General features: G+C 46.2%; 17 protein-coding genes. 5 read left to right on the forward strand and 12 right to left on the reverse strand.

Annotation, left to right across the window (positions count from 1 at the left end; all coding sequences use genetic code 11):
* Window positions 1–5: 5 nt before the first annotated feature.
* The 9 genes from bamA to rpsB all read right to left on the reverse strand — a co-directional run bounded on the left by bamA (window position 6) and on the right by rpsB (window position 9,961).
* Window positions 6–2,486, reverse strand: a complete 2,481-nt coding sequence (gene bamA / locus AC1HDP_RS07760) for an outer membrane protein assembly factor BamA (RefSeq protein ID WP_479638314.1) — start codon at window positions 2,484–2,486, stop codon at window positions 6–8.
* A gap of 31 nt (window positions 2,487–2,517) precedes the next feature.
* Window positions 2,518–3,882, reverse strand: coding sequence for a sigma E protease regulator RseP (gene rseP, locus AC1HDP_RS07765; protein WP_479638315.1), 1,365 nt, complete (start codon window positions 3,880–3,882; stop codon window positions 2,518–2,520).
* Window positions 3,883–3,897: 15 nt separating this feature from the next.
* Entirely contained in the window at window positions 3,898–5,082 is a 1,185-nt protein-coding gene (gene ispC / locus AC1HDP_RS07770; protein WP_479638316.1) for a 1-deoxy-D-xylulose-5-phosphate reductoisomerase, read from the reverse strand.
* A 4-nt stretch (window positions 5,083–5,086) separates the two neighbouring features.
* Window positions 5,087–5,944: a phosphatidate cytidylyltransferase gene (locus tag AC1HDP_RS07775; protein WP_479638317.1), complete on the reverse strand. Its 858-nt coding sequence runs from the start codon at window positions 5,942–5,944 to the stop codon at window positions 5,087–5,089.
* A gap of 49 nt (window positions 5,945–5,993) precedes the next feature.
* On the reverse strand, window positions 5,994–6,806 hold the full coding sequence (gene uppS, locus AC1HDP_RS07780) for a polyprenyl diphosphate synthase (RefSeq protein WP_479638318.1): 813 nt from the start codon (window positions 6,804–6,806) through the stop codon (window positions 5,994–5,996).
* Window positions 6,807–6,887: 81 nt separating this feature from the next.
* Window positions 6,888–7,409, reverse strand: coding sequence for a ribosome recycling factor (frr, locus tag AC1HDP_RS07785; RefSeq protein WP_479639851.1), 522 nt, complete (start codon window positions 7,407–7,409; stop codon window positions 6,888–6,890).
* Between the two features lie 56 nt (window positions 7,410–7,465).
* A complete protein-coding gene (pyrH, locus tag AC1HDP_RS07790; protein WP_479639852.1) occupies window positions 7,466–8,194 on the reverse strand; it encodes a UMP kinase in 729 nt (242 codons plus the stop codon).
* A gap of 67 nt (window positions 8,195–8,261) precedes the next feature.
* Window positions 8,262–9,113 carry a translation elongation factor Ts gene (tsf, locus tag AC1HDP_RS07795; RefSeq protein WP_479638319.1) on the reverse strand — a complete coding sequence of 284 codons (852 nt, stop codon included), beginning with the start codon at window positions 9,111–9,113 and terminating at the stop codon, window positions 8,262–8,264.
* Window positions 9,114–9,232: 119 nt separating this feature from the next.
* The gene (gene rpsB / locus AC1HDP_RS07800) at window positions 9,233–9,961 is read right to left on the reverse strand and encodes a 30S ribosomal protein S2 (RefSeq protein ID WP_479638320.1); all 729 of its coding nucleotides are present in this window, start codon (window positions 9,959–9,961) and stop codon (window positions 9,233–9,235) included.
* 370 nt (window positions 9,962–10,331) lie between these two features.
* Here rpsB and map point away from each other — a divergent pair, with 370 nt between their 5' ends.
* Genes map through dapD form a run of 3 tightly spaced genes read left to right on the forward strand, consistent with a single transcriptional unit; the run spans window position 10,332 to window position 14,565 of the window.
* Entirely contained in the window at window positions 10,332–11,129 is a 798-nt protein-coding gene (map, locus tag AC1HDP_RS07805) for a type I methionyl aminopeptidase (protein WP_140933268.1), read from the forward strand.
* A gap of 20 nt (window positions 11,130–11,149) precedes the next feature.
* Window positions 11,150–13,723 carry a bifunctional uridylyltransferase/uridylyl-removing protein GlnD gene (gene glnD / locus AC1HDP_RS07810; RefSeq protein WP_479638321.1) on the forward strand — a complete coding sequence of 858 codons (2,574 nt, stop codon included), beginning with the start codon at window positions 11,150–11,152 and terminating at the stop codon, window positions 13,721–13,723.
* Between the two features lie 17 nt (window positions 13,724–13,740).
* Window positions 13,741–14,565 carry a 2,3,4,5-tetrahydropyridine-2,6-dicarboxylate N-succinyltransferase gene (gene dapD / locus AC1HDP_RS07815; RefSeq protein WP_479638322.1) on the forward strand — a complete coding sequence of 275 codons (825 nt, stop codon included), beginning with the start codon at window positions 13,741–13,743 and terminating at the stop codon, window positions 14,563–14,565.
* A 97-nt stretch (window positions 14,566–14,662) separates the two neighbouring features.
* On the opposite strand, the gene AC1HDP_RS07820 is transcribed toward dapD, so the two are convergent.
* The 3 genes from AC1HDP_RS07820 to AC1HDP_RS07830 are packed head-to-tail and all read right to left on the reverse strand — an operon-like array spanning window position 14,663 to window position 16,270.
* On the reverse strand, window positions 14,663–15,112 hold the full coding sequence (locus tag AC1HDP_RS07820) for a flavodoxin (protein WP_479638323.1): 450 nt from the start codon (window positions 15,110–15,112) through the stop codon (window positions 14,663–14,665).
* A 22-nt stretch (window positions 15,113–15,134) separates the two neighbouring features.
* Window positions 15,135–15,962 carry a tRNA pseudouridine(65) synthase TruC gene (gene truC / locus AC1HDP_RS07825; RefSeq protein ID WP_479638324.1) on the reverse strand — a complete coding sequence of 276 codons (828 nt, stop codon included), beginning with the start codon at window positions 15,960–15,962 and terminating at the stop codon, window positions 15,135–15,137.
* Entirely contained in the window at window positions 15,959–16,270 is a 312-nt protein-coding gene (locus AC1HDP_RS07830) for a YqcC family protein (RefSeq protein WP_479638325.1), read from the reverse strand. Before AC1HDP_RS07830 ends, truC begins: the two co-directional genes overlap by 4 nt.
* A gap of 110 nt (window positions 16,271–16,380) precedes the next feature.
* On the opposite strand from AC1HDP_RS07830, the gene AC1HDP_RS07835 reads away from it, so the two are divergent.
* The gene (locus tag AC1HDP_RS07835) at window positions 16,381–17,391 is read left to right on the forward strand and encodes a DUF3549 family protein (RefSeq protein ID WP_479638326.1); all 1,011 of its coding nucleotides are present in this window, start codon (window positions 16,381–16,383) and stop codon (window positions 17,389–17,391) included.
* Window positions 17,388–17,789 carry a DUF3301 domain-containing protein gene (locus AC1HDP_RS07840; RefSeq protein WP_140933275.1) on the forward strand — a complete coding sequence of 134 codons (402 nt, stop codon included), beginning with the start codon at window positions 17,388–17,390 and terminating at the stop codon, window positions 17,787–17,789. Before AC1HDP_RS07835 ends, AC1HDP_RS07840 begins: the two co-directional genes overlap by 4 nt.
* Window positions 17,790–17,829: the final 40 nt, after the last annotated feature.

Genomic DNA, 17,829 nt, shown 5'->3' on the forward strand with positions numbered 1-17,829 from the left:
GCGTTTTAGAAAGTTTTGCCAATATTGAACGAGAAGATCTCTGTATCATCATCCTCGTACTCTTTCAGCGGCCAAGCGAGTGAAAACACCATAGGGCCCATTGGCGATAGCCATTGAACACTTAACCCCCATGACGCTCTAAGTCTGCTTGGATCGCTAAAGTCTTGCAGCTGCGCGAATTGATCAGCTGGCAAATAGCGGTATGAATCATAATCAAACTCAGTATCCCAAACGTTACCCGCATCAACGAAGAAGCTAGTACGTACAGAATTGGTATAGGCCTCATCCAAGAATGGGGTTGGCACTATCATCTCTAAGCTGGCAACGGCCATGGCGTTACCGCCGATGCTGCGGCCTTCACTGACCTGAACAGAGTTAGGGTCGCCTGGTAAACTGCAACCATCACCACTGGCATCCGGAACACAAGGCTCACTACCGCGATACAGATAGAAGGAGCGCGGTCCCACAGAGTTCGACTTAAAGCCGCGCAGGCTAGTACCGCCTAAGTAAAAGTTTTCCCAGAATGGCAAGATTTGGTCGTTATCGCCAAAGGTGCCATAACCGTTACCATAACCAGCGCGGGCGCGGGTCAAGACCACAAAGTTCTGATCGCGATCGATTGGGAAATAGAAGCTAGTATCAAATTCAGTACGGAAATATTGCAGATCTGAACCTGGAACCGTCATCTTACCCGACAGACGCTGGGATGAACCATCGGTTGGGAAAGTGCCGCGGTTAAGGGTGCTGCGATACCAACCTAAACTGATATCAAAGTTATCAAAACTTAAATCGGCATTAGGGTCATCGTTTTCACGGTAAATATTGTAAAAACGCACGGCCTGCTCGTAAGCAGAAATTTCAGAAATAGTGTTGTGTCTATAACCAATACCCGCATTGATGCGGTTAAATTCGTTAATTGGGAAACCTGTGGTTAAGCCCACACCGTAAGAGCTATTCTTATATTGCTCAAGGTTAGCTTCGTCAGCATCGAACTCACTCCAATAAACATTACCGCCTAAGCTCACGCCATCCTTAGTGAAATAAGGATCGCTATAGCTTAAGTTGACGTTTTTAGAGTACTTGTTAGTGCTGAGGTTAATACCCGCTTGGTTACCTGTGCCTAAGAAGTTATTTTGCTGCACACCAAACTGCAAGCTAACCCCTGACTCAGTACCATAACCGACGCCAGCATTAAACGAGCCAGATGGCTGCTCTTTCACTTTAAAATTAACATCGACTAAATCGTCAGTACCTGGAATTTGCACAGTTTCAGTATCAACAGTTTCAAAGAAACCTAAGCGGTTTAAGCGTGCCTTAGATTGCTCCACTTGATCTGAATTTAACCAAGCGCCTTCCATTTGCCGTAATTCACGGCGCATCACTTCATCTTGAGTAACATTGTTACCCGTGAAGTTAATCGAGCGCACATAAACACGCTTACCCGGATTAATATTGATGTTAAGTGTCACTTCTTTAGTGGCATCATCAATTTCAGGGTAAGTTTTGACTTCTGGATACGCGTAACCAAAACGACCTAAATACTTGCTGTACATTTCTTCAGCAAACGTAACATCGCCGCCATCGTACACGCCGCCCGCTTTAATCGGCAGAATCGACTTCATTAAGTCTTCACGGCCCATTAAATCACCAGTCAGATTCACGTCTTTAATTTTATAAGGTTCACCCTCATTGACGTTAACTGTGATGTATAAGCCTTTGCGATCGGGCGTCATAGCGACTTGGGTCGAAGTGACATCAAAGCGAATATAACCGTTATTGCGGTAATGGTTCTTAATGGTCTCTAAGTCGGCCTGCAGTTTCTGCTTTTGATAACGACGCTCGCCAAATAAGTCCCACCAAGCCACATAGTCTTTCAGTTCAATCAGACCGCGCAGCTCAGCATCAGTAAATACCGTATTACCCACGAAGTTAATTTGTTTGATTTCTGCCGCTAGGCCTTCGGTAAAGGTAAATTTCAGCTCAACACGGTTACGAGGTAAATTAATGACCTGAGCTTCTACCTTTGCGCCATATTTACCCACGCCATAATAGAAGTCTTGTAAGCCTTTTTCGATGCCGGTCAGCATAGTTCTATCAAGAGACTCGCCAACCTTAACGCCGCTGCCATTTAATGATTCTTGCAGCTGCTCATCTTTAATATCTTTGTTGCCTTCAAAAGTGATAGTGCTAATGGTCGGTCTTTCTTTAACCGCTACCATTAACACGCCACCGTCACGGCTCACGCTAACATTCTCGAAGTTGGTTGACGCATACAGACTCTTAATCGCTTGCTGCAGTTTAGTTTGATCAACCACATCACCGACCTTTATCGGGAGATTAAGCAAGGCAGCACCTAAGGCAACCCGCTGTAAACCGTCGACTTGGATATCAGTAACTTCAAAAGGTTGGAAGCCATTAGCCCAACCATTCCCTGAAATAGAAGCACCGACGAATAACATCGAGGCAAATAGTTTATTCAATCTCATAGAGCTCTTCTAATTATTTGTCTGTCCTTGCTCAGAGTCGGGCGAAATCATTGAAGAGTGCAACACTCATCAAGATGAACAGCATGGCTGCCCCAAATCTGAATCCAATTTCCTGTACTCTTTCTGAGACAGGCCTTCCTGTTACGAGTTCCACCAAGTAATACATGAGATGTCCACCGTCGAGCACAGGTAAAGGCAATAAATTCATAATGCCCAAACTCACACTAATCAGCGCTAAAAATCCGAGGAAATGCACTAATCCGTACTGTGCACTGTTACCTGCGCCTTGGGCGATGGAAATTGGCCCACTGAGATTCTTAACAGAAACGTCACCTGTCAATAACTTGCCGATCATCTTAACGCTGACGTAAGTAAGTTGCCATGTTTTATCTAACGCGACACCAACTGCGTCTACTATGCCATATTTTTGTTCAATACGCATATTATCAGCGATAGCTTCACTGGTGGGAATTATGCCAATCATACCGACGGTTTTACCAGCAAGCTCTTGACTCTTAGGTAAAACATCAAGGGTTAGTTGCTCGCCGCTACGCTTGACTGTCAGGGATAAGCGCTGGTCTGACGATTGCTGGATTAGTTCCACAAAACTTGGCCAATCTTGATACGCGGCGCCATTGATGGCAATAATCTCATCACCTAGCTGCATGCCGGCAAGCTTTGCTGCGCTGCCGTCAGAAAAATCAGCAATGATAGGTAAAATTTGCGGGCGATAACCGACAAAACCAATGGCGCTAATGGCAGATTCTTTTTCAGGGTTAAACTGCCACGCGCGGGTATCTAAACGATAAGTATCTGTGGTGGTTGAAGTAGATGCTCTATCGAGCGGCGCTGTGGTGATAGTGATTTCATCGCTGCCAATTAAGCCTACAAGCGCTAGATTGACATCTTCCCAGTTTTTAACCGCTTGCCCTGAAACCGCTAGAATTTGCTGCGGCGTGTTAATTTGCATCACAGCCGCAGGTTTAGTGGCATCAACGGCAGTCACCACCGGCTTTAACGCTGGCACGCCAATCAAGTACATAACGTACAAAGCAAGGATCGCGAACAGAAAATTAGCTAATGGGCCGGCGACAACAATCGCAATGCGTTGCCATACAGATTTACGATTAAAGGCTTGGTCGAGCAAATGTTCAGGCACGGCTTCAACGCGCTCATCCAGCATTTTGACGTAGCCACCGAGCGGGATCATGGCAACGACATATTCAGTGCCATCTTTACCAATTTTGCGCCAAATAGCCTTACCAAAACCGATAGAGAAACGCTCGACTTTGACGCCGCAGCGACGCGCCACATAAAAATGACCGTACTCGTGGGCTGTGATTAATAATCCTAACGCCACCACAAACGACATCAAATTCCACAAAAAATCGCCCATCTACTTCCTATTCCCTTACTTATTGATGGCCTCTTGGGCATAAATTCGAGCTTGCTTATCTAAAGCTAAGATATCTTCCAAGGTATTGAGTTTGCCGCTATGTAAGCGTTTAAGACTCGCTTCATTAATCTTGGCAATATCGGTAAAACTGATTTGTCCTGCCAAAAATGCCGCTACTGCCATTTCATTCGCCGCATTAACCACAGTCGTGGCCTCTTGGCCTAAATGGCAGGCCTCGATGGCGAGTGCTAAACACGGGAAGCGATCATAATCAGGCTCGACAAAACTTAACTGTCCGACCTTGAAGAAATCTAAAGGTTCAACGCCCGCAGCAATTCTGTGGGGATAAGCCATGCAATTGGCAATTGGCGTGCGCATATCTGGGTTACCCATCTGCGCTATCACAGAGCCATCACGATACTGCACCATAGAGTGAATAACGCTTTGCGGATGCACTACCACTTCAAGTTGATCTTGACGGGTATTAAATAACCAGCGGGCCTCAATGTATTCCAGACCTTTATTCATCATAGTGGCAGAATCCACTGAGATTTTAGGACCCATTGACCAATTTGGATGTTTACATGCTTGCGCTGGAGTAACACTTGCAAGTTCTGCTAACGGCTTAGTTAAAAATGGACCGCCAGAACCCGTTAATAAGATATGAGAAATACCGTGATCATCGAGGTTGCAATAGCCTAAGCTTTGCTGCACTTGGCTAGGCAAACACTGGAAAATAGCATTGTGTTCACTATCTACCGGCAGCACTACCGCGCCACTGGCACGCGCAGCATTAATAAATAGCTGGCCACTCATGACTAAGGCTTCTTTATTAGCCAGCAATACGCGTTTGCCCGCATTAACAGCCGCTAAGGTTGGCACTAAGCCTGCGGCGCCAACAATGGCCGCCATGACCACTTGGGTTTCGGCGCGCGTTACTAACTCAAGTAACGCCTCCTCCCCTGTGGTGACTTTGGTAACGCAATTACTTGGCAACGCCTCTTTTAAGGCGTTAGCTGCGGTTTCATCAACCATATGTGCATACACAGGCTGATGAACCACACATAATTCAAGCATCTTAGCAACGCTTGAATTTGCCACTAAACCATACACGCGGTAAGCGGCAGCATTGGTAGCAATCACAGCTAAAGTGCTGGCACCAATGGAGCCTGTCGCCCCTAAAATCACCATATTTTGCATATCACTACATCCAGAATGCGATATAAATTAAGGTAAATACCGGCAACGCCGCAGTTAGGCTGTCGATTCTATCTAAAATCCCGCCGTGACCTGGCAAAATAGTGCCTGAATCTTTAATGTTGGCGGCGCGCTTAAACATACTTTCTGATAAATCACCGACAGCAGACGATAAGGCGGTGAACAAGGTCACTAAGACTACTAACGGCCATTCTTGCTGCGGTGATAAATACATAACAGCGACTGCGACCAGTAAGCTTGCGGCTAAACCCCCCACTAAACCTTCAATGGTTTTGGCTGGGCTAACATTTGGCATTAGCTTATGTTTGCCAAAGTTTTTACCCGCAAAATAAGCGCCAGTATCCGTTGCCCATACGGTCAGCATCACCAGCAATACTAAGGTGCCACCGAAATAAGGATCGCGGCCTAAGCTCAGAGATTCAAGCGCCATTAACGCTGCAAAACAAGGAACTAAAGTTAGCTGGCCAAACATAGACTTAAGCATTGGGCTTTTAGCCCAAGTCGCTTTAGCTTTTGGATAGATAACCACCAAAACCGTCGCTACAACCCACCAAATGGCACCAAGACCCAAAATGCCCTGATAGACAGGGTGCAAATAACCACCATTCCAGATAGCCGTTGTTGGGACAATATAATTAATGGTGGTAAGCAAAATGCCTATGGTGACAGTAAAGCTCCACTGAGTGACGTTGCACTCAGGGTCAATGAGTGCGCCCCACTCTTTGGCGGCGATTAAGAAAATTGGGACTAATACCCAAGCTAGGTAGGCAGGTGACAATAAAAAGATACCCGCAAGCACTAAAAGCACTAACCATAATGCTGTTATAATTCGTTGTTTTAGCAAGAGACTCCCTCACTTAATTGCTGTCTCAGGTGGCAAAATTGCCAAAAAATTAACCTGATGTCTTGATGGCTTCAATCTGACTTCCCGTCAAACCGAAACGACGTTGCCGACCACTAAACACGCTGACCGCGTGATGGAAAGCAGCTTCATTGAAATCTGGCCACAACAAGTCAGTAAACACTAACTCAGCATAGGCAGCTTGCCATAAAATAAAATTACTAATCCGAAAATCACCGCCAGTGCGGATCATTAAGTCGACATCGTCTTGCCCTTGCATCGACAAATGCTGTGCTAAGGCTTCTTCAGAAAACTCATCCGCAGACATGGTGCCTGACTGGACTTTCTCAGCCAACTTTTGCGCGGCTTGTAAAATATCCCAACGTCCGCCGTAGTTAGCTGCAACATTGAGGATTAATTCATTGTTATCTGCAGTTTGCTGCTGCGCCGTTAAAATTTGTTGCTGTAACCTAGCAGAGAAACGGCTAGTATCGCCAATGATATTAAGGCGCACACCATTTTTATGTAATAGCTTGATTTCACGTTGAAGTACCGTGAAGAACAATTCCATTAGTAAGGTGACTTCTTGATCTGGGCGACGCCAGTTTTCTGATGAAAAGGCAAATAAGGTTAACGAACGTACACCCAATTGTTTGGCGGTAGTCACAGCACGGCGTACTGCTTTGACACCAGCTCGGTGCCCCATGACGCGTGGCTGACCTTTTGCCTGTGCCCAGCGACCGTTACCGTCCATTATGATGGCTACATGGCGCGGAATGGCCAAGCCGACTAATTCAGGTAACTCACCAGGCATATCTGATGCCAGTAAGCTATCTAAAGCATTCTGACTCGTAGTGGATGACATCTCTCACAACCCTTAAAATAAACAAACGCCGTGTAGTATAACGCTACACGGCGTATCAACTCTAGTGAGTTAGGTGTTGAATCAGACTTCCATCAACTCAGCTTCTTTGGCCGCTAACACTTCATCAATCTTCTTGATGTAGGTATCGGTCATTTTTTGAATGTCATCTTCGCTGCGACGTACATCATCTTCAGTACATTCTTTGGCTTTTTCTAATGCTTTAACATCAGAGTTAGCGTCACGACGCACGTTACGAATTGACACTCGGCCTTGTTCGGCTTCAGCACGTACCACTTTAACTAAATCGCGGCGACGCTCTTCAGTCAGAGCTGGCAGAGGAATACGAATGTTGCTGCCCGCTGACATTGGGTTCAGACCCAAATCAGATGACATAATGGCTTTTTCTACGGCTTGGATCATGCTGCGATCGAATACGCTCACAGACAGAGTGCGAGAATCTTCAATGCTCACGTTACCCACTTGGTTCAGTGGGGTCATAGTACCGTAGTAAGACACTTGAATTGAGTTCAACAGACTTGGGTGAGCACGACCAGTACGAACCTTGCTCATTTGGCCTTTCATTGACTCAACACATTTACCCATGCGCTCTTGGGCATCTTTTTGAATATCTGCAATCACGATAATTATCCTTTAAGTCATTACTTCGCTTTGATCAAAGTGCCTTCTTCTTCACCCATGACCACGCGGCGAAGCGCTCCAGGCTTGTTCATATTGAACACTAAAATAGGCATGTCATGGTCTCTGGCCATAGTAAAGGCTGCTAAGTCCATGACTTTTAATTCTCTTTCTAAAACTTCATTGTACCCAAGCACATCATACTTAACAGCATCTGGGTTTTTCATTGGGTCTTCAGAGTATACACCGTCAACCTTGGTGCCTTTCAATACTACTTCTGCTTCAATTTCAATGCCGCGTAAACAGGCTGCAGTATCAGTAGTACAGAATGGGTTACCTGTACCGGCGGCAAAAATTACCACTCGGCCAGATTTCAGGTAGCTGATAGCTTCCGCCCAATTATAACGGTCACATACACCGTTCAGAGGAATTGCCGACATCAGGCGAGCGTTCACATAAGCACGGTGCAGCGCATCACGCATGGCCAGGCCATTCATCACTGTGGCCAACATGCCCATGTGGTCGCCGACCACTCGGTTCATGCCAGCTTTAGCCAAGCCTTCACCGCGGAATAAATTACCGCCACCTATGACCACGCCAACTTGAATACCCAGCTCCACTAACTCTTTCACTTCTTGCGCCATACGGTCAAGAACCTTCGGATCAATACCGAAGCCCTCATCGCCCATTAAGGCTTCACCACTTAACTTAAGAAGAATTCGACGAAATGCAGGTTTTGGATTGGTGCTCATATTTTTAGTCTCGGTCATAACAAGACCGCAGCGGCTGCTGCGGTCTTAAAGGTCTTAGCGTTGGCTATTAAGCCTTTTTATTCGCTGCGAGTTGAGCCGCTACTTCAGCAGCAAAGTTTTCTTCTTTCTTCTCGATGCCTTCGCCAACTTCCATGCGGATGAAAGTAGTGACTGTAGCACCTTTAGCTTTCAGAATTTCACCAACAGTTTTCTTTGGTTCCATAATGTAAGCTTGACCAGTCAGAGAGATCTCACCGGTGAATTTCTTCATGCGACCAAGAACCATCTTTTCAGCGATTTCTTGTGGCTTGCCTTCGTTCATAGCGATTTCGATTTGCAGAGTCTGTTCACGAGCGACTAAATCAGCTGGAACGTCTTCTGGGTTAACGAATTCTGGCTTAGAAGCAGCAATGTGCATAGCGATGTGCTTCAGAGTTTCTTCATCAGCAGTACCAGCTACAACAACACCGATACGGTCGCCGTGACGGTAAGAAGACAGGTTAGCGCCATCGATATACTCAACACGACGTACGTTGATGTTTTCGCCAATCTTAGTAACCAGAGCAACACGAGCTTCTTCAAACTGTGTTTTCAGGTCTTCGATAGTGACTTTAGATGCTGCAGCAACGTCCAGTACTTCGTTAGCGAATGCTAAGAAGTTACCGTCTTTAGCTACGAAGTCAGTTTGACAGTTAACTTCAACCAGAGCTGCGTAACCTTCACCATTCTTGATCAGAATAGTACCTTCAGCAGCGATGTTACCCGCTTTCTTAGCAGCCTTGGCAGCACCGCTCTTACGCATGTTATCAATCGCTAATTCGATATCACCGTTGGTTTCAGTCAGGGCTTTTTTACAGTCCATCATGCCAGCGCCAGTGCGGTCGCGCAGTTCTTTAACTTGGGCAGCAGTAATTGCCATTGTTAAGTCCTCTATAGAAAATTCGACATATTTTGCAGATATAAAACAGGGGCCTAACGGCCCCTGTTAACCAATTAACACATTGGTTAATAAGGGAGATGCCTAAGCATCACGCCTTATTATACGGCTTCAACGAAACCGTCTTGCTCAGCTTGAACAGCCAGATCTTGACCACGGCCAGCATTTGCAGCAGCAGCAACAGAAGAGGTGTACAGCTTGATAGCACGCATAGCATCGTCGTTACCAGGGATGACGTAGTTAACACCGTCTGGTGCAGAGTTAGTATCAACAACAGCAACAACTGGAATACCCAGGTTGTTAGCTTCTTTGATAGCGATATGTTCGTGATCAGCACCGATCACAAACAGAACGTCAGGCAGACCGCCCATGTTCTTAATACCACCTAAAGATTTTTCCAGCTTAGCCAGTTCGCGAGTACGCATCAGCGCCTCTTTCTTGGTCAGCTTGTCAAAAGTACCATCTACAGATTGGGTTTCCAGTTCTTTCAGACGCTTGATTGACTGACGAACAGTTTTCCAGTTAGTCAGCATGCCGCCTAACCAACGGTTATCAACGTAGTACTGGTCACAAGAGATAGCAGCTTCTTTGATGGCTTCGCTAGCGGCACGCTTAGTACCAACGAACAATACTTTACCTTTCTTAGAAGCAACGTTGCTGATGAAAGCCAGCGCTTCGTTGAACATAGGTACAGTGTGTTCTAAGTTGATGATGTGTACACCGTTGCGTGGTCCAAAGATGAATGGCTTCATCTTAGGGTTCCAGTAACGGGTTTGGTGACCGAAGTGTACACCAGCTTGCAGCATGTCGCGCATTGAAACAGTAGTCATTTTATTTACCTTAAAATGGTTGGGGTTAAACCTCCACGTATCCCATCCCATCGACCACAACATTACTGTTGCAGCACCCCGATGCATGTGTCGATACGTGTGTGATTTCGTATTGAGTTAATTGCCATGTATAATGGCCGTCATCGTTTACTCTTCAACTAAGTTGGGTAACTTGGATTGGTTAAGCCGTTGCTACTACTTACATGAGAAACTCATTAAGTAGAGACTAACGTTTCAATAACTCAAGTTGCGGCAACGTCCGAAGAGATATCACTAGACGGCGCGCTTTATACCATATTTATGGATTAGACACAAATTTTTAGCCATAAATTTCGCCGCCAATCGTAGTCAAACCGTAAGAGAAATGTCCATGAGTATTGTTATCAAAACTGCCGAAGAAATTGAAAAAATGCGTGCTGCAGGCAAATTGGCGGCCGATGTATTGGAGATGATAGCTCCCTTTATCAAGGCAGGGGTTACCACCAATGAACTCAATGCCATTTGTGCTAAGTTCACTGAAGAACAAGACGCAATTTCTGCTCCACTCAACTATCACGGTTTTCCAAAGTCTATCTGTACTTCAATCAATGACGTTATTTGTCATGGCATTCCAAGCGATCGCGCTCTGAAAGATGGCGACATCATCAACATAGATATCACTGTCATTAAAGACGGTTACCATGGCGATACCTCGCAAATGTTCTTAATCGGTGACGTGAGCCCGAAAGACAAGCGCTTATGCCGCGTGGCGCAAGAAAGCCTGTATGAAGCCATCAAAATCGTGCGCCCAGGTATCAAGCTAGGCGAGATTGGCACTGTGATTGAAAAGTGCATCAAGGGTAAGAAAACTGGCCTTGAGAAATACAGCATAGTCGCCGACTACTGTGGCCATGGCATTGGCGCAGGTTTTCATGAAGAGCCGCAGGTCATGCATTACAAAAATAATGACAAGACAGTGCTGCGCGCTGGCATGTGTTTTACCATTGAGCCAATGATCAATGCTGGTAACTACAAAACCAAATTAGATCAAAAAGATGGCTGGACTGTCACTACCTCTGATGGCAAAAATTCGGCCCAGTGGGAACACACACTACTAGTGACTGACAACGGCGTTGAAGTCTTGACTCTGCGCAGCGATGAAAACTTCCCACGCATTATCAGCCACTAAACTTAATTCAGGGATAGCGAATGAATCAAGCACTCAGCACTAAACTGCAATTACAAGCGCACAATCAAGTATTACGCCAAGCGTTTAATCGCGAAGGTGATATCAGTGCGCTACTTCATACTCGCAGTGATTTTGTTGATGATTTATTGCGCCGCCAATGGCAGGCCTTAGGTCTGGATTCACAACCGCTATCCCTGATTGCTGTCGGCGGCTATGGGCGCAGAGAACTGCACCCATGCTCTGACATAGATTTACTGTTTTTGCTTGAAGCGCCGATCTCCCCTGCCAATGAAGTCAGCTTATCTGAGTTTATTACTTACCTGTGGGACGCAGGCCTTGAAATCGGCCACAGTGTGCGCACATTTGCGCAAACGTTGGAGCTTGGCGCGCAAGATGTCACTATCGCCACCAATCTAATTGAAGCGCGCCTCCTCATTGGTTCTGAGCCGGTATTTAATGAGCTGAGGCAAAGTATCCGCGCTGCAGCCTTTTGGCCGACCCAAAAGTTTCTGTTAGCCAAAAAAGAGGAGCAACTGCAGCGTCATCACAAGGCCAATGCCTTTGATCTTGAACCCAACATCAAAACCTGCCCTGGCGGGCTTAGGGATATCCAAACCATAGCTTGGGTCGCCATGCGCTATTTTGATGCGGCGAACCTTGAAGATTTAGTCGACCACGGCTTTTTGCATCAGTATGAATTAGATGAGCTGTTAGAGTGCCGCGCATTTCTCTGGCAACTGCGCTTTGCCATGCACTTAATCAGTAATCGTGATGAAAACCGATTATTGTTTGATTTACAGCCGCAAGTGGCGCAACTCATGGGCTACCAAGATGGTACTCAGTTAGCCGTTGAGCAAATGATGAAGCGCTATTACCGCTGCGTGCGCCGCGTCATTGAACTCAATGACATGTTACTGCAATTATTTAAGCGCGCTGTGCAGCCGCAGCAACCAGATCTTGAAATTCAGCCAATAGACAGCCATTTTCAGCGCCGCGGCCGCTTTATTGAAGCCTTAGCGCAGGATGCTTTTAGCGAGCCGCACGTCATTCTCAAGTTGTTTTTGCACTGCGCCCGCAATTCCAATATCACCGCAATTTATGCGCCAACATTACGCAGTTTACGCCTAGCGCGTCGCAGTCAGCCCATGCCTTTGATGGAGCATGCCGCTTGTCGTCAGGTGTTTATGGAAATTTTGCGCCATCCGCGCGGCATTCCCGCGTTATCTATGATGCATAAATACGGGGTTTTATCTGCGTATCTGCCGCAGTGGCGCGCCATTGAAGGGCAAATGCAGTTTGACTTGTTTCATGCCTATACCGTCGATGAGCACACCCACAGGTTATTGCGTAATATCGAGCGCTTTTCGCAGCCCGATCAAAAAGATGAATTTCCACTGGGCTCAGTACTCATCAATCAATTGCCTAAAAAAGGCTTATTGGTGCTGGCCGCCATTTTCCATGACATAGCTAAAGGTCGCGGCGGCGATCATTCGAGCTTAGGCGCCAGTGATGCGCTCATCTTTTGTAAACGCCATGAACTTAACGATCACGATGGCCGCTTAGTCAGTTGGCTAGTGCAGCATCACTTATTAATGTCAGTGACAGCGCAGCGCCGTGATATTTCAGATCCAGACATAGTGGCGGAATTTGCCGCTAAAGTACGCGACTCAGTGCACTTAAGTTACCTTTATTGTTTAACCGTTGCCGACATGTGCGCTACCAATGACACCATTTGGAATAATTGGAAAGGTGCATTACTGCGCGAACTCTATTTTGCCACCCAAAGAACCTTGGCTCGTGGCCATGAAAAGCCGGTGGATATTCGCTCGCACTTACGAGAAAACCAAGCGAAAGCCCGCAAAGAGCTTATTCGCCGCGGTTTTAAAGATAAAGAAATCGACCTACTATGGGCGCGGTTTAAGGCCGACTACTTTTTGCGCCACACCCTCAACCAAATCATTTGGCATGCCGAAGGTATTCTTAAGCACAGGGGCGATGAGGCCTTAGTGCTGATTAATAAGCAAAGTAGTCGCGGCGGCACGGAACTGTTTATCTATTGCCCAGACAAACCAAAATTATTTGCCACAGTGATGGCAGTGCTGGACAATAAAAATATCAACGTCCATGATGCGTTGGTGATGAGCAGTAAAGACCATTACGCCTTAGATACCTTTGTGATCTTAGAGCAAGATGGCGCCCCGCTTCAGCAACTGGCGCGCATACAAGGCATAAGAAAAACCTTAGTTAAAGCACTGGCCAAAGATGCCAGCGCTAAGTTGCCATCCTTTAGAAAACTGCCGCGCAAGATGAAACCTTTTAAGGTTGCCACCAGCGTGAGTTTTCTAAAGAGCAATCGTCATGATACAAGTATGCTGGAGTTATTCGCGCTCGATTCACCCGGACTGCTCGCCAAAGTAGGTGAAACCTTCTATCGCTGCCAAGTGAATTTATTGGCCGCCAAGATCACTACCATAGGCGAGCGTGCTGAAGACGTATTTATTTTACAGACCTTAGACGGCAAAGCGCTGAATGAGGCACAACAGACCCAGCTAAGCGACGCGTTAACCGCAGTGCTAGCCCAACCCACTCCCTAAAGTTTGAGGACGATACCATGGAGGCATTACGCCAACGTATCGAGGTAGCCTTTGAAGAGCGCCAAGATATTACCCCGACCAATGCAACACCAAGCCTGCGTGCTGACATTGATAAAGTTATTAATATGCTTGATAGCGGCGAAGTTCGTGTTGCTGAGAAGATTGATGGCAAGTGGCATGTCCACCAGTGGTTGAAGAAAGCGGTATTACTGTCTTTCCGTATTTATGAAAACCAAGTTATTGAAGGCGGCGAAACTAAATATTTTGATAAAGTTGCCTTGAAATTTGCAGATTACGATGAAGCACGCTTCAAGCAAGAAGGCATTCGCGTAGTACCGCCAGCAACCGTAAGAAAAGGCTCGTTTATTGCTCGCAATACCGTACTGATGCCATCTTATGTCAACTTAGGAGCTCGCGTTGATGAAGGCTCTATGGTTGATACTTGGGCGACGGTAGGTTCTTGCGCGCAAATCGGTAAAAACGTGCATTTATCTGGCGGCGTGGGCATTGGTGGCGTACTTGAGCCGCTGCAAGCTGGCCCAACCATTATTGAAGACAACTGCTTTATCGGTGCTCGCTCTGAGATTGTGGAAGGCGTGATTGTTGAAGAAGGCGCCGTGATTTCTATGGGCGTTTATATTGGCCAAAGCACCCGTATTTTCGATAGAGAAACCGGTGAAGTGCATTACGGCCGAGTACCAGCAGGCTCAGTAGTAGTTTCTGGCAGCTTACCGTCTAAATGTGGCACTTACAGCTTATATGCCGCCATCATAGTTAAGAAAGTAGACGCTAAAACTCGCGCTAAAGTGGGTATTAACGAGCTGCTGCGCCTAATCGATTAAGCTAGTTGATTGAATTAGTTAATTAGCAAAAAAAGAAGGTAAGCCATTGGCTTACCTTCTTTTTTGTTAACGCTAGCATGAGTGTAATTGAGAACGTCTAGCTCTTAATAGTGCTGATAAATTTTGGCAGCCATTTAATGGCATCTTGCTCGGGCGTCATGGTTTGAGTGGCATCTAACTCTAATCGCGTTAATAACCGTCTCGCCCCAAGCTCACTTAATAACTCATCAAACTGCTTACCCGCACCACAAAAAGTATCGTAACTAGAGTCACCTAAGGCAATCACAGCATACTTTACGCCCGGTAAATAGGGGGCATTGCGCTTTAATGTCTGAAACCAAGGCGCAATATCATCGGGCACATCGCCTTGACCTGTAGTTGACGTCACAATTAACAAAGGGTTATCAGCGACAGGTAACCATGAAGATAACTGCTGATGTTCAACAATTTCAGCAACTATGCCTGCTTGCTCAATAGTCGCGACTAACTCTTCTGCAACCGCTTGAGCGCTGCCATACACAGTGCCAAACACTAGATTAACTTTCATGGTTCGCCTCCTTGGTAAACCCTTATGCTAGCAGTAAATTATCGCCTTGTACTTTATCATCATCCCAACCTAAGCCGTCAAACACTTCCAGCCATTCTGGCTCAAGTTCAGTGGTAATTGACATAGCTTCTTGCGTCACAGGATGAATAAATTCAAGCCGCTTTGCTATCAACCATAACCTATTATGTTGAAAATGTTCTCTAAAAAAGCGGTTTTGTTTGCCATCACCATGAGTAGTATCACCCACTATAGGATGGCGTAAGTGCGCCAAGTGGCGTCTTAATTGATGCTTACGCCCAGTCTGCGGCGTTAAGGCCACCAGCGCGTAACGACTGCTCGGATAACGGTCTGACTGAAATGGAATTTCAGCATTAAGAAGCGGCTGATAATGGGTAATAGCTTCTTTAAATTGGCCTTCTGGATTGGCAAATTTATCGGCGACCTTATCAAGCTCTTCTTTCAGCGGATAATCAAGGGTAGCGGCCTCATGCATATTGCCGCGCACTAACGCTAAATAGGTCTTAGTGACTTGATGGGCGGCAAATTGGTCACACAAGAGGCGCGCCACTTCACTGGATTTAGCAAACAATAGCACTCCAGAAGTAGGTCTATCGAGTCTATGCACAGGAAACACATGGCAACCCACTAAATCACGAGTCATTTGCATAGCAAAATATATCTCGCGCCGCGCTAAATAACTGCGATGTACCAACAAACCCGCGGGTTTATGAATGGCTACCAGATGCTCATCTTCATACAACACAGAAATGACGGGGGCATTAGCGTCTTGCCATTCATCTAGGTTAGAGTCGGTGCTATTTCCGCTGCTATCAGCAGGTATACTTATCATGACAAATACTCATCAAGTTGCTGTAAAAATTGAATTAATGGTAAATACTGCGCCTGTCCTTGCCACGCCTGTTCAGCCATAGGCGCTAAAGCAATGGCGCCGGGCAAGCTCAGGCATAAGGCCAATAATTGTTGCATTTTGGGGATGAAAATAAACTGCAGCCACTGCGCAAACGACATAGTGTCGCAGGCAAAAGGCGCGGAACTTAATAACGCGGACTCATCAATAGGCGTTGCTTGCCACAGAGATAACTCCTGCATTAACGCTTGTAATTGCTGTAAATGAGCTGAGGTTTGCACGGGTAACATAATTCACCTTTTGCGCTTGAGTGACATCGCAATTGAACAGCCCGGCAGTATAGCATTGACGCTGGCTTGACATATAATACCGCCCATAATCACGTTAAGATGAATTACATATGCAAGAGATCACGAGCTTAGGGCAATTTTTTAATGCGGCTAGCACTCAATATCAAGTTTACGATTTAGGTCGGCGCGTCCAACATATTGATGCCTTGGCATTTGACCAAATAGAACAACAACACTGTCCTTATCCTTACCCTATCCAAGGCCATGCCCGATTTGCCATAGTGTTTTGGAATAGCTCGGCGCAACATTATATCTGGTTTTTAAAAATTCCACTCGATGAACGCGGTTTATTAAGCGGTGCGGCAACCCAGCAGTTTTTACACATGGTAGCAGAGGCGTTTGGCAGTAATCCCAATGCAGAAGTTAGCGAGCAGCAACAAGAGCGTTTAGCCAATCACCCTTTTAGCTTTAAAGCCAGCGAGACTAAACTGGCCATTTTCAACGCATTAGTGCGCCAGCAACTCGCCATTGAAACATCAAGCCAATACCCATTGGCCGTGAGTTATTTAGCGCTTGAAATCCCTCTTGATGAATGGCCTAAGCTTGGCATGCAAGGCTTAGCGGATATCTGCGTGCGTCATCAAGACCAATACCATCAGCAGCTGATCCTTAACGGCTTGCAGCGGGCGCCGTTAGAAGTGAATATCGCGCTCTGTCAGTGCCTAGAACATTTATCACTTGATAACGCTTTATTACAGGTTATCTGGAATAAGTTACAGGCCAATACCAATCAAGCGCAGTATTTCTTACAAGCCTTAGCTTCATCAGTGCCATTAAGTAGTGAAGCTGTGGTGGCGTTAAATAGCCACCCCGGATTAAATCAAAGCTTACTCATTAGCATTGCCGCCCGTAACTGGCGTATTTTGAAACAGGATCATCTTCTCAATATTTATCTAGAAGCCTTAGCCACTCAAGAACAACACTTTTTTAATCAGATTTTTGCTGATATTGTGGCCATTCCTGAATTGCGTAGCGCATGCCTTGCTGCACTTAGAGATCCTAAACGCAGCGTAACTCTTTCTGCCACTATTGGCGGACTATTTCAGGCGACAACCTCATGATGACAGACGTATTATTAATGCTAGCAGTCGGCGTCATTGCCGCTTTCTTCTGGCAGTTACGCCAAATGGCGGAACAAGCAAAAGTATTTGCCGAGCAAGAATGTCACAAGCAAAACGTGCAACTGTTAGCTTTTGCGCAAGAAACGGCTAAACCAAGCCTAGGTGGCCACAGTGGCATTTGTTGGAAGACTAAATACTTATTGGAATTTAGTACCGATGGCATAAATCAATATCAAGCCAGTGTTTGGATGCATGGCAAGCGGATCACTAAAATTCAGTGGCCAATTTTCCCAGAGCCTGAGTGGCATCAAGCGCCAACCGCCAAAGGTAGCATAGGTGGTGGCTGCGGTGGTGGCGGTAGCAGTAAAGGTAATTGCAGTTCAGGGAGTTGTCGTTAACGACGTATGGAGCGGGCTTAGCAAAGCGAGTACATAATCC

This window comes from Shewanella sp. ISS20, from assembly GCF_056522965.1.

Excerpts from the sequence above, each read along its gene's own strand:
- map (WP_140933268.1), top strand. The coding sequence starts at position 10,332 with ATGAGTATTGTTATCAAAACTGCCGAAGAAATTGAAAAAATGCGTGCT.
- tsf (WP_479638319.1), bottom strand. The coding sequence starts at position 9,113 with ATGGCAATTACTGCTGCCCAAGTTAAAGAACTGCGCGACCGCACTGGC.
- uppS (WP_479638318.1), bottom strand. The coding sequence starts at position 6,806 with ATGTCATCCACTACGAGTCAGAATGCTTTAGATAGCTTACTGGCATCA.
- rpsB (WP_479638320.1), bottom strand. The coding sequence starts at position 9,961 with ATGACTACTGTTTCAATGCGCGACATGCTGCAAGCTGGTGTACACTTC.
- glnD (WP_479638321.1), top strand. The coding sequence starts at position 11,150 with ATGAATCAAGCACTCAGCACTAAACTGCAATTACAAGCGCACAATCAA.
- frr (WP_479639851.1), bottom strand. The coding sequence starts at position 7,409 with ATGGGTAAATGTGTTGAGTCAATGAAAGGCCAAATGAGCAAGGTTCGT.
- AC1HDP_RS07835 (WP_479638326.1), top strand. The coding sequence starts at position 16,381 with ATGCAAGAGATCACGAGCTTAGGGCAATTTTTTAATGCGGCTAGCACT.
- ispC (WP_479638316.1), bottom strand. The coding sequence starts at position 5,082 with ATGCAAAATATGGTGATTTTAGGGGCGACAGGCTCCATTGGTGCCAGC.
- pyrH (WP_479639852.1), bottom strand. The coding sequence starts at position 8,194 with ATGAGCACCAATCCAAAACCTGCATTTCGTCGAATTCTTCTTAAGTTA.
- bamA (WP_479638314.1), bottom strand. The coding sequence starts at position 2,486 with ATGAGATTGAATAAACTATTTGCCTCGATGTTATTCGTCGGTGCTTCT.
- truC (WP_479638324.1), bottom strand. The coding sequence starts at position 15,962 with ATGATAAGTATACCTGCTGATAGCAGCGGAAATAGCACCGACTCTAAC.
- AC1HDP_RS07840 (WP_140933275.1), top strand. The coding sequence starts at position 17,388 with ATGATGACAGACGTATTATTAATGCTAGCAGTCGGCGTCATTGCCGCT.
- AC1HDP_RS07820 (WP_479638323.1), bottom strand. The coding sequence starts at position 15,112 with ATGAAAGTTAATCTAGTGTTTGGCACTGTGTATGGCAGCGCTCAAGCG.
- dapD (WP_479638322.1), top strand. The coding sequence starts at position 13,741 with ATGGAGGCATTACGCCAACGTATCGAGGTAGCCTTTGAAGAGCGCCAA.
- AC1HDP_RS07830 (WP_479638325.1), bottom strand. The coding sequence starts at position 16,270 with ATGTTACCCGTGCAAACCTCAGCTCATTTACAGCAATTACAAGCGTTA.
- rseP (WP_479638315.1), bottom strand. The coding sequence starts at position 3,882 with ATGGGCGATTTTTTGTGGAATTTGATGTCGTTTGTGGTGGCGTTAGGA.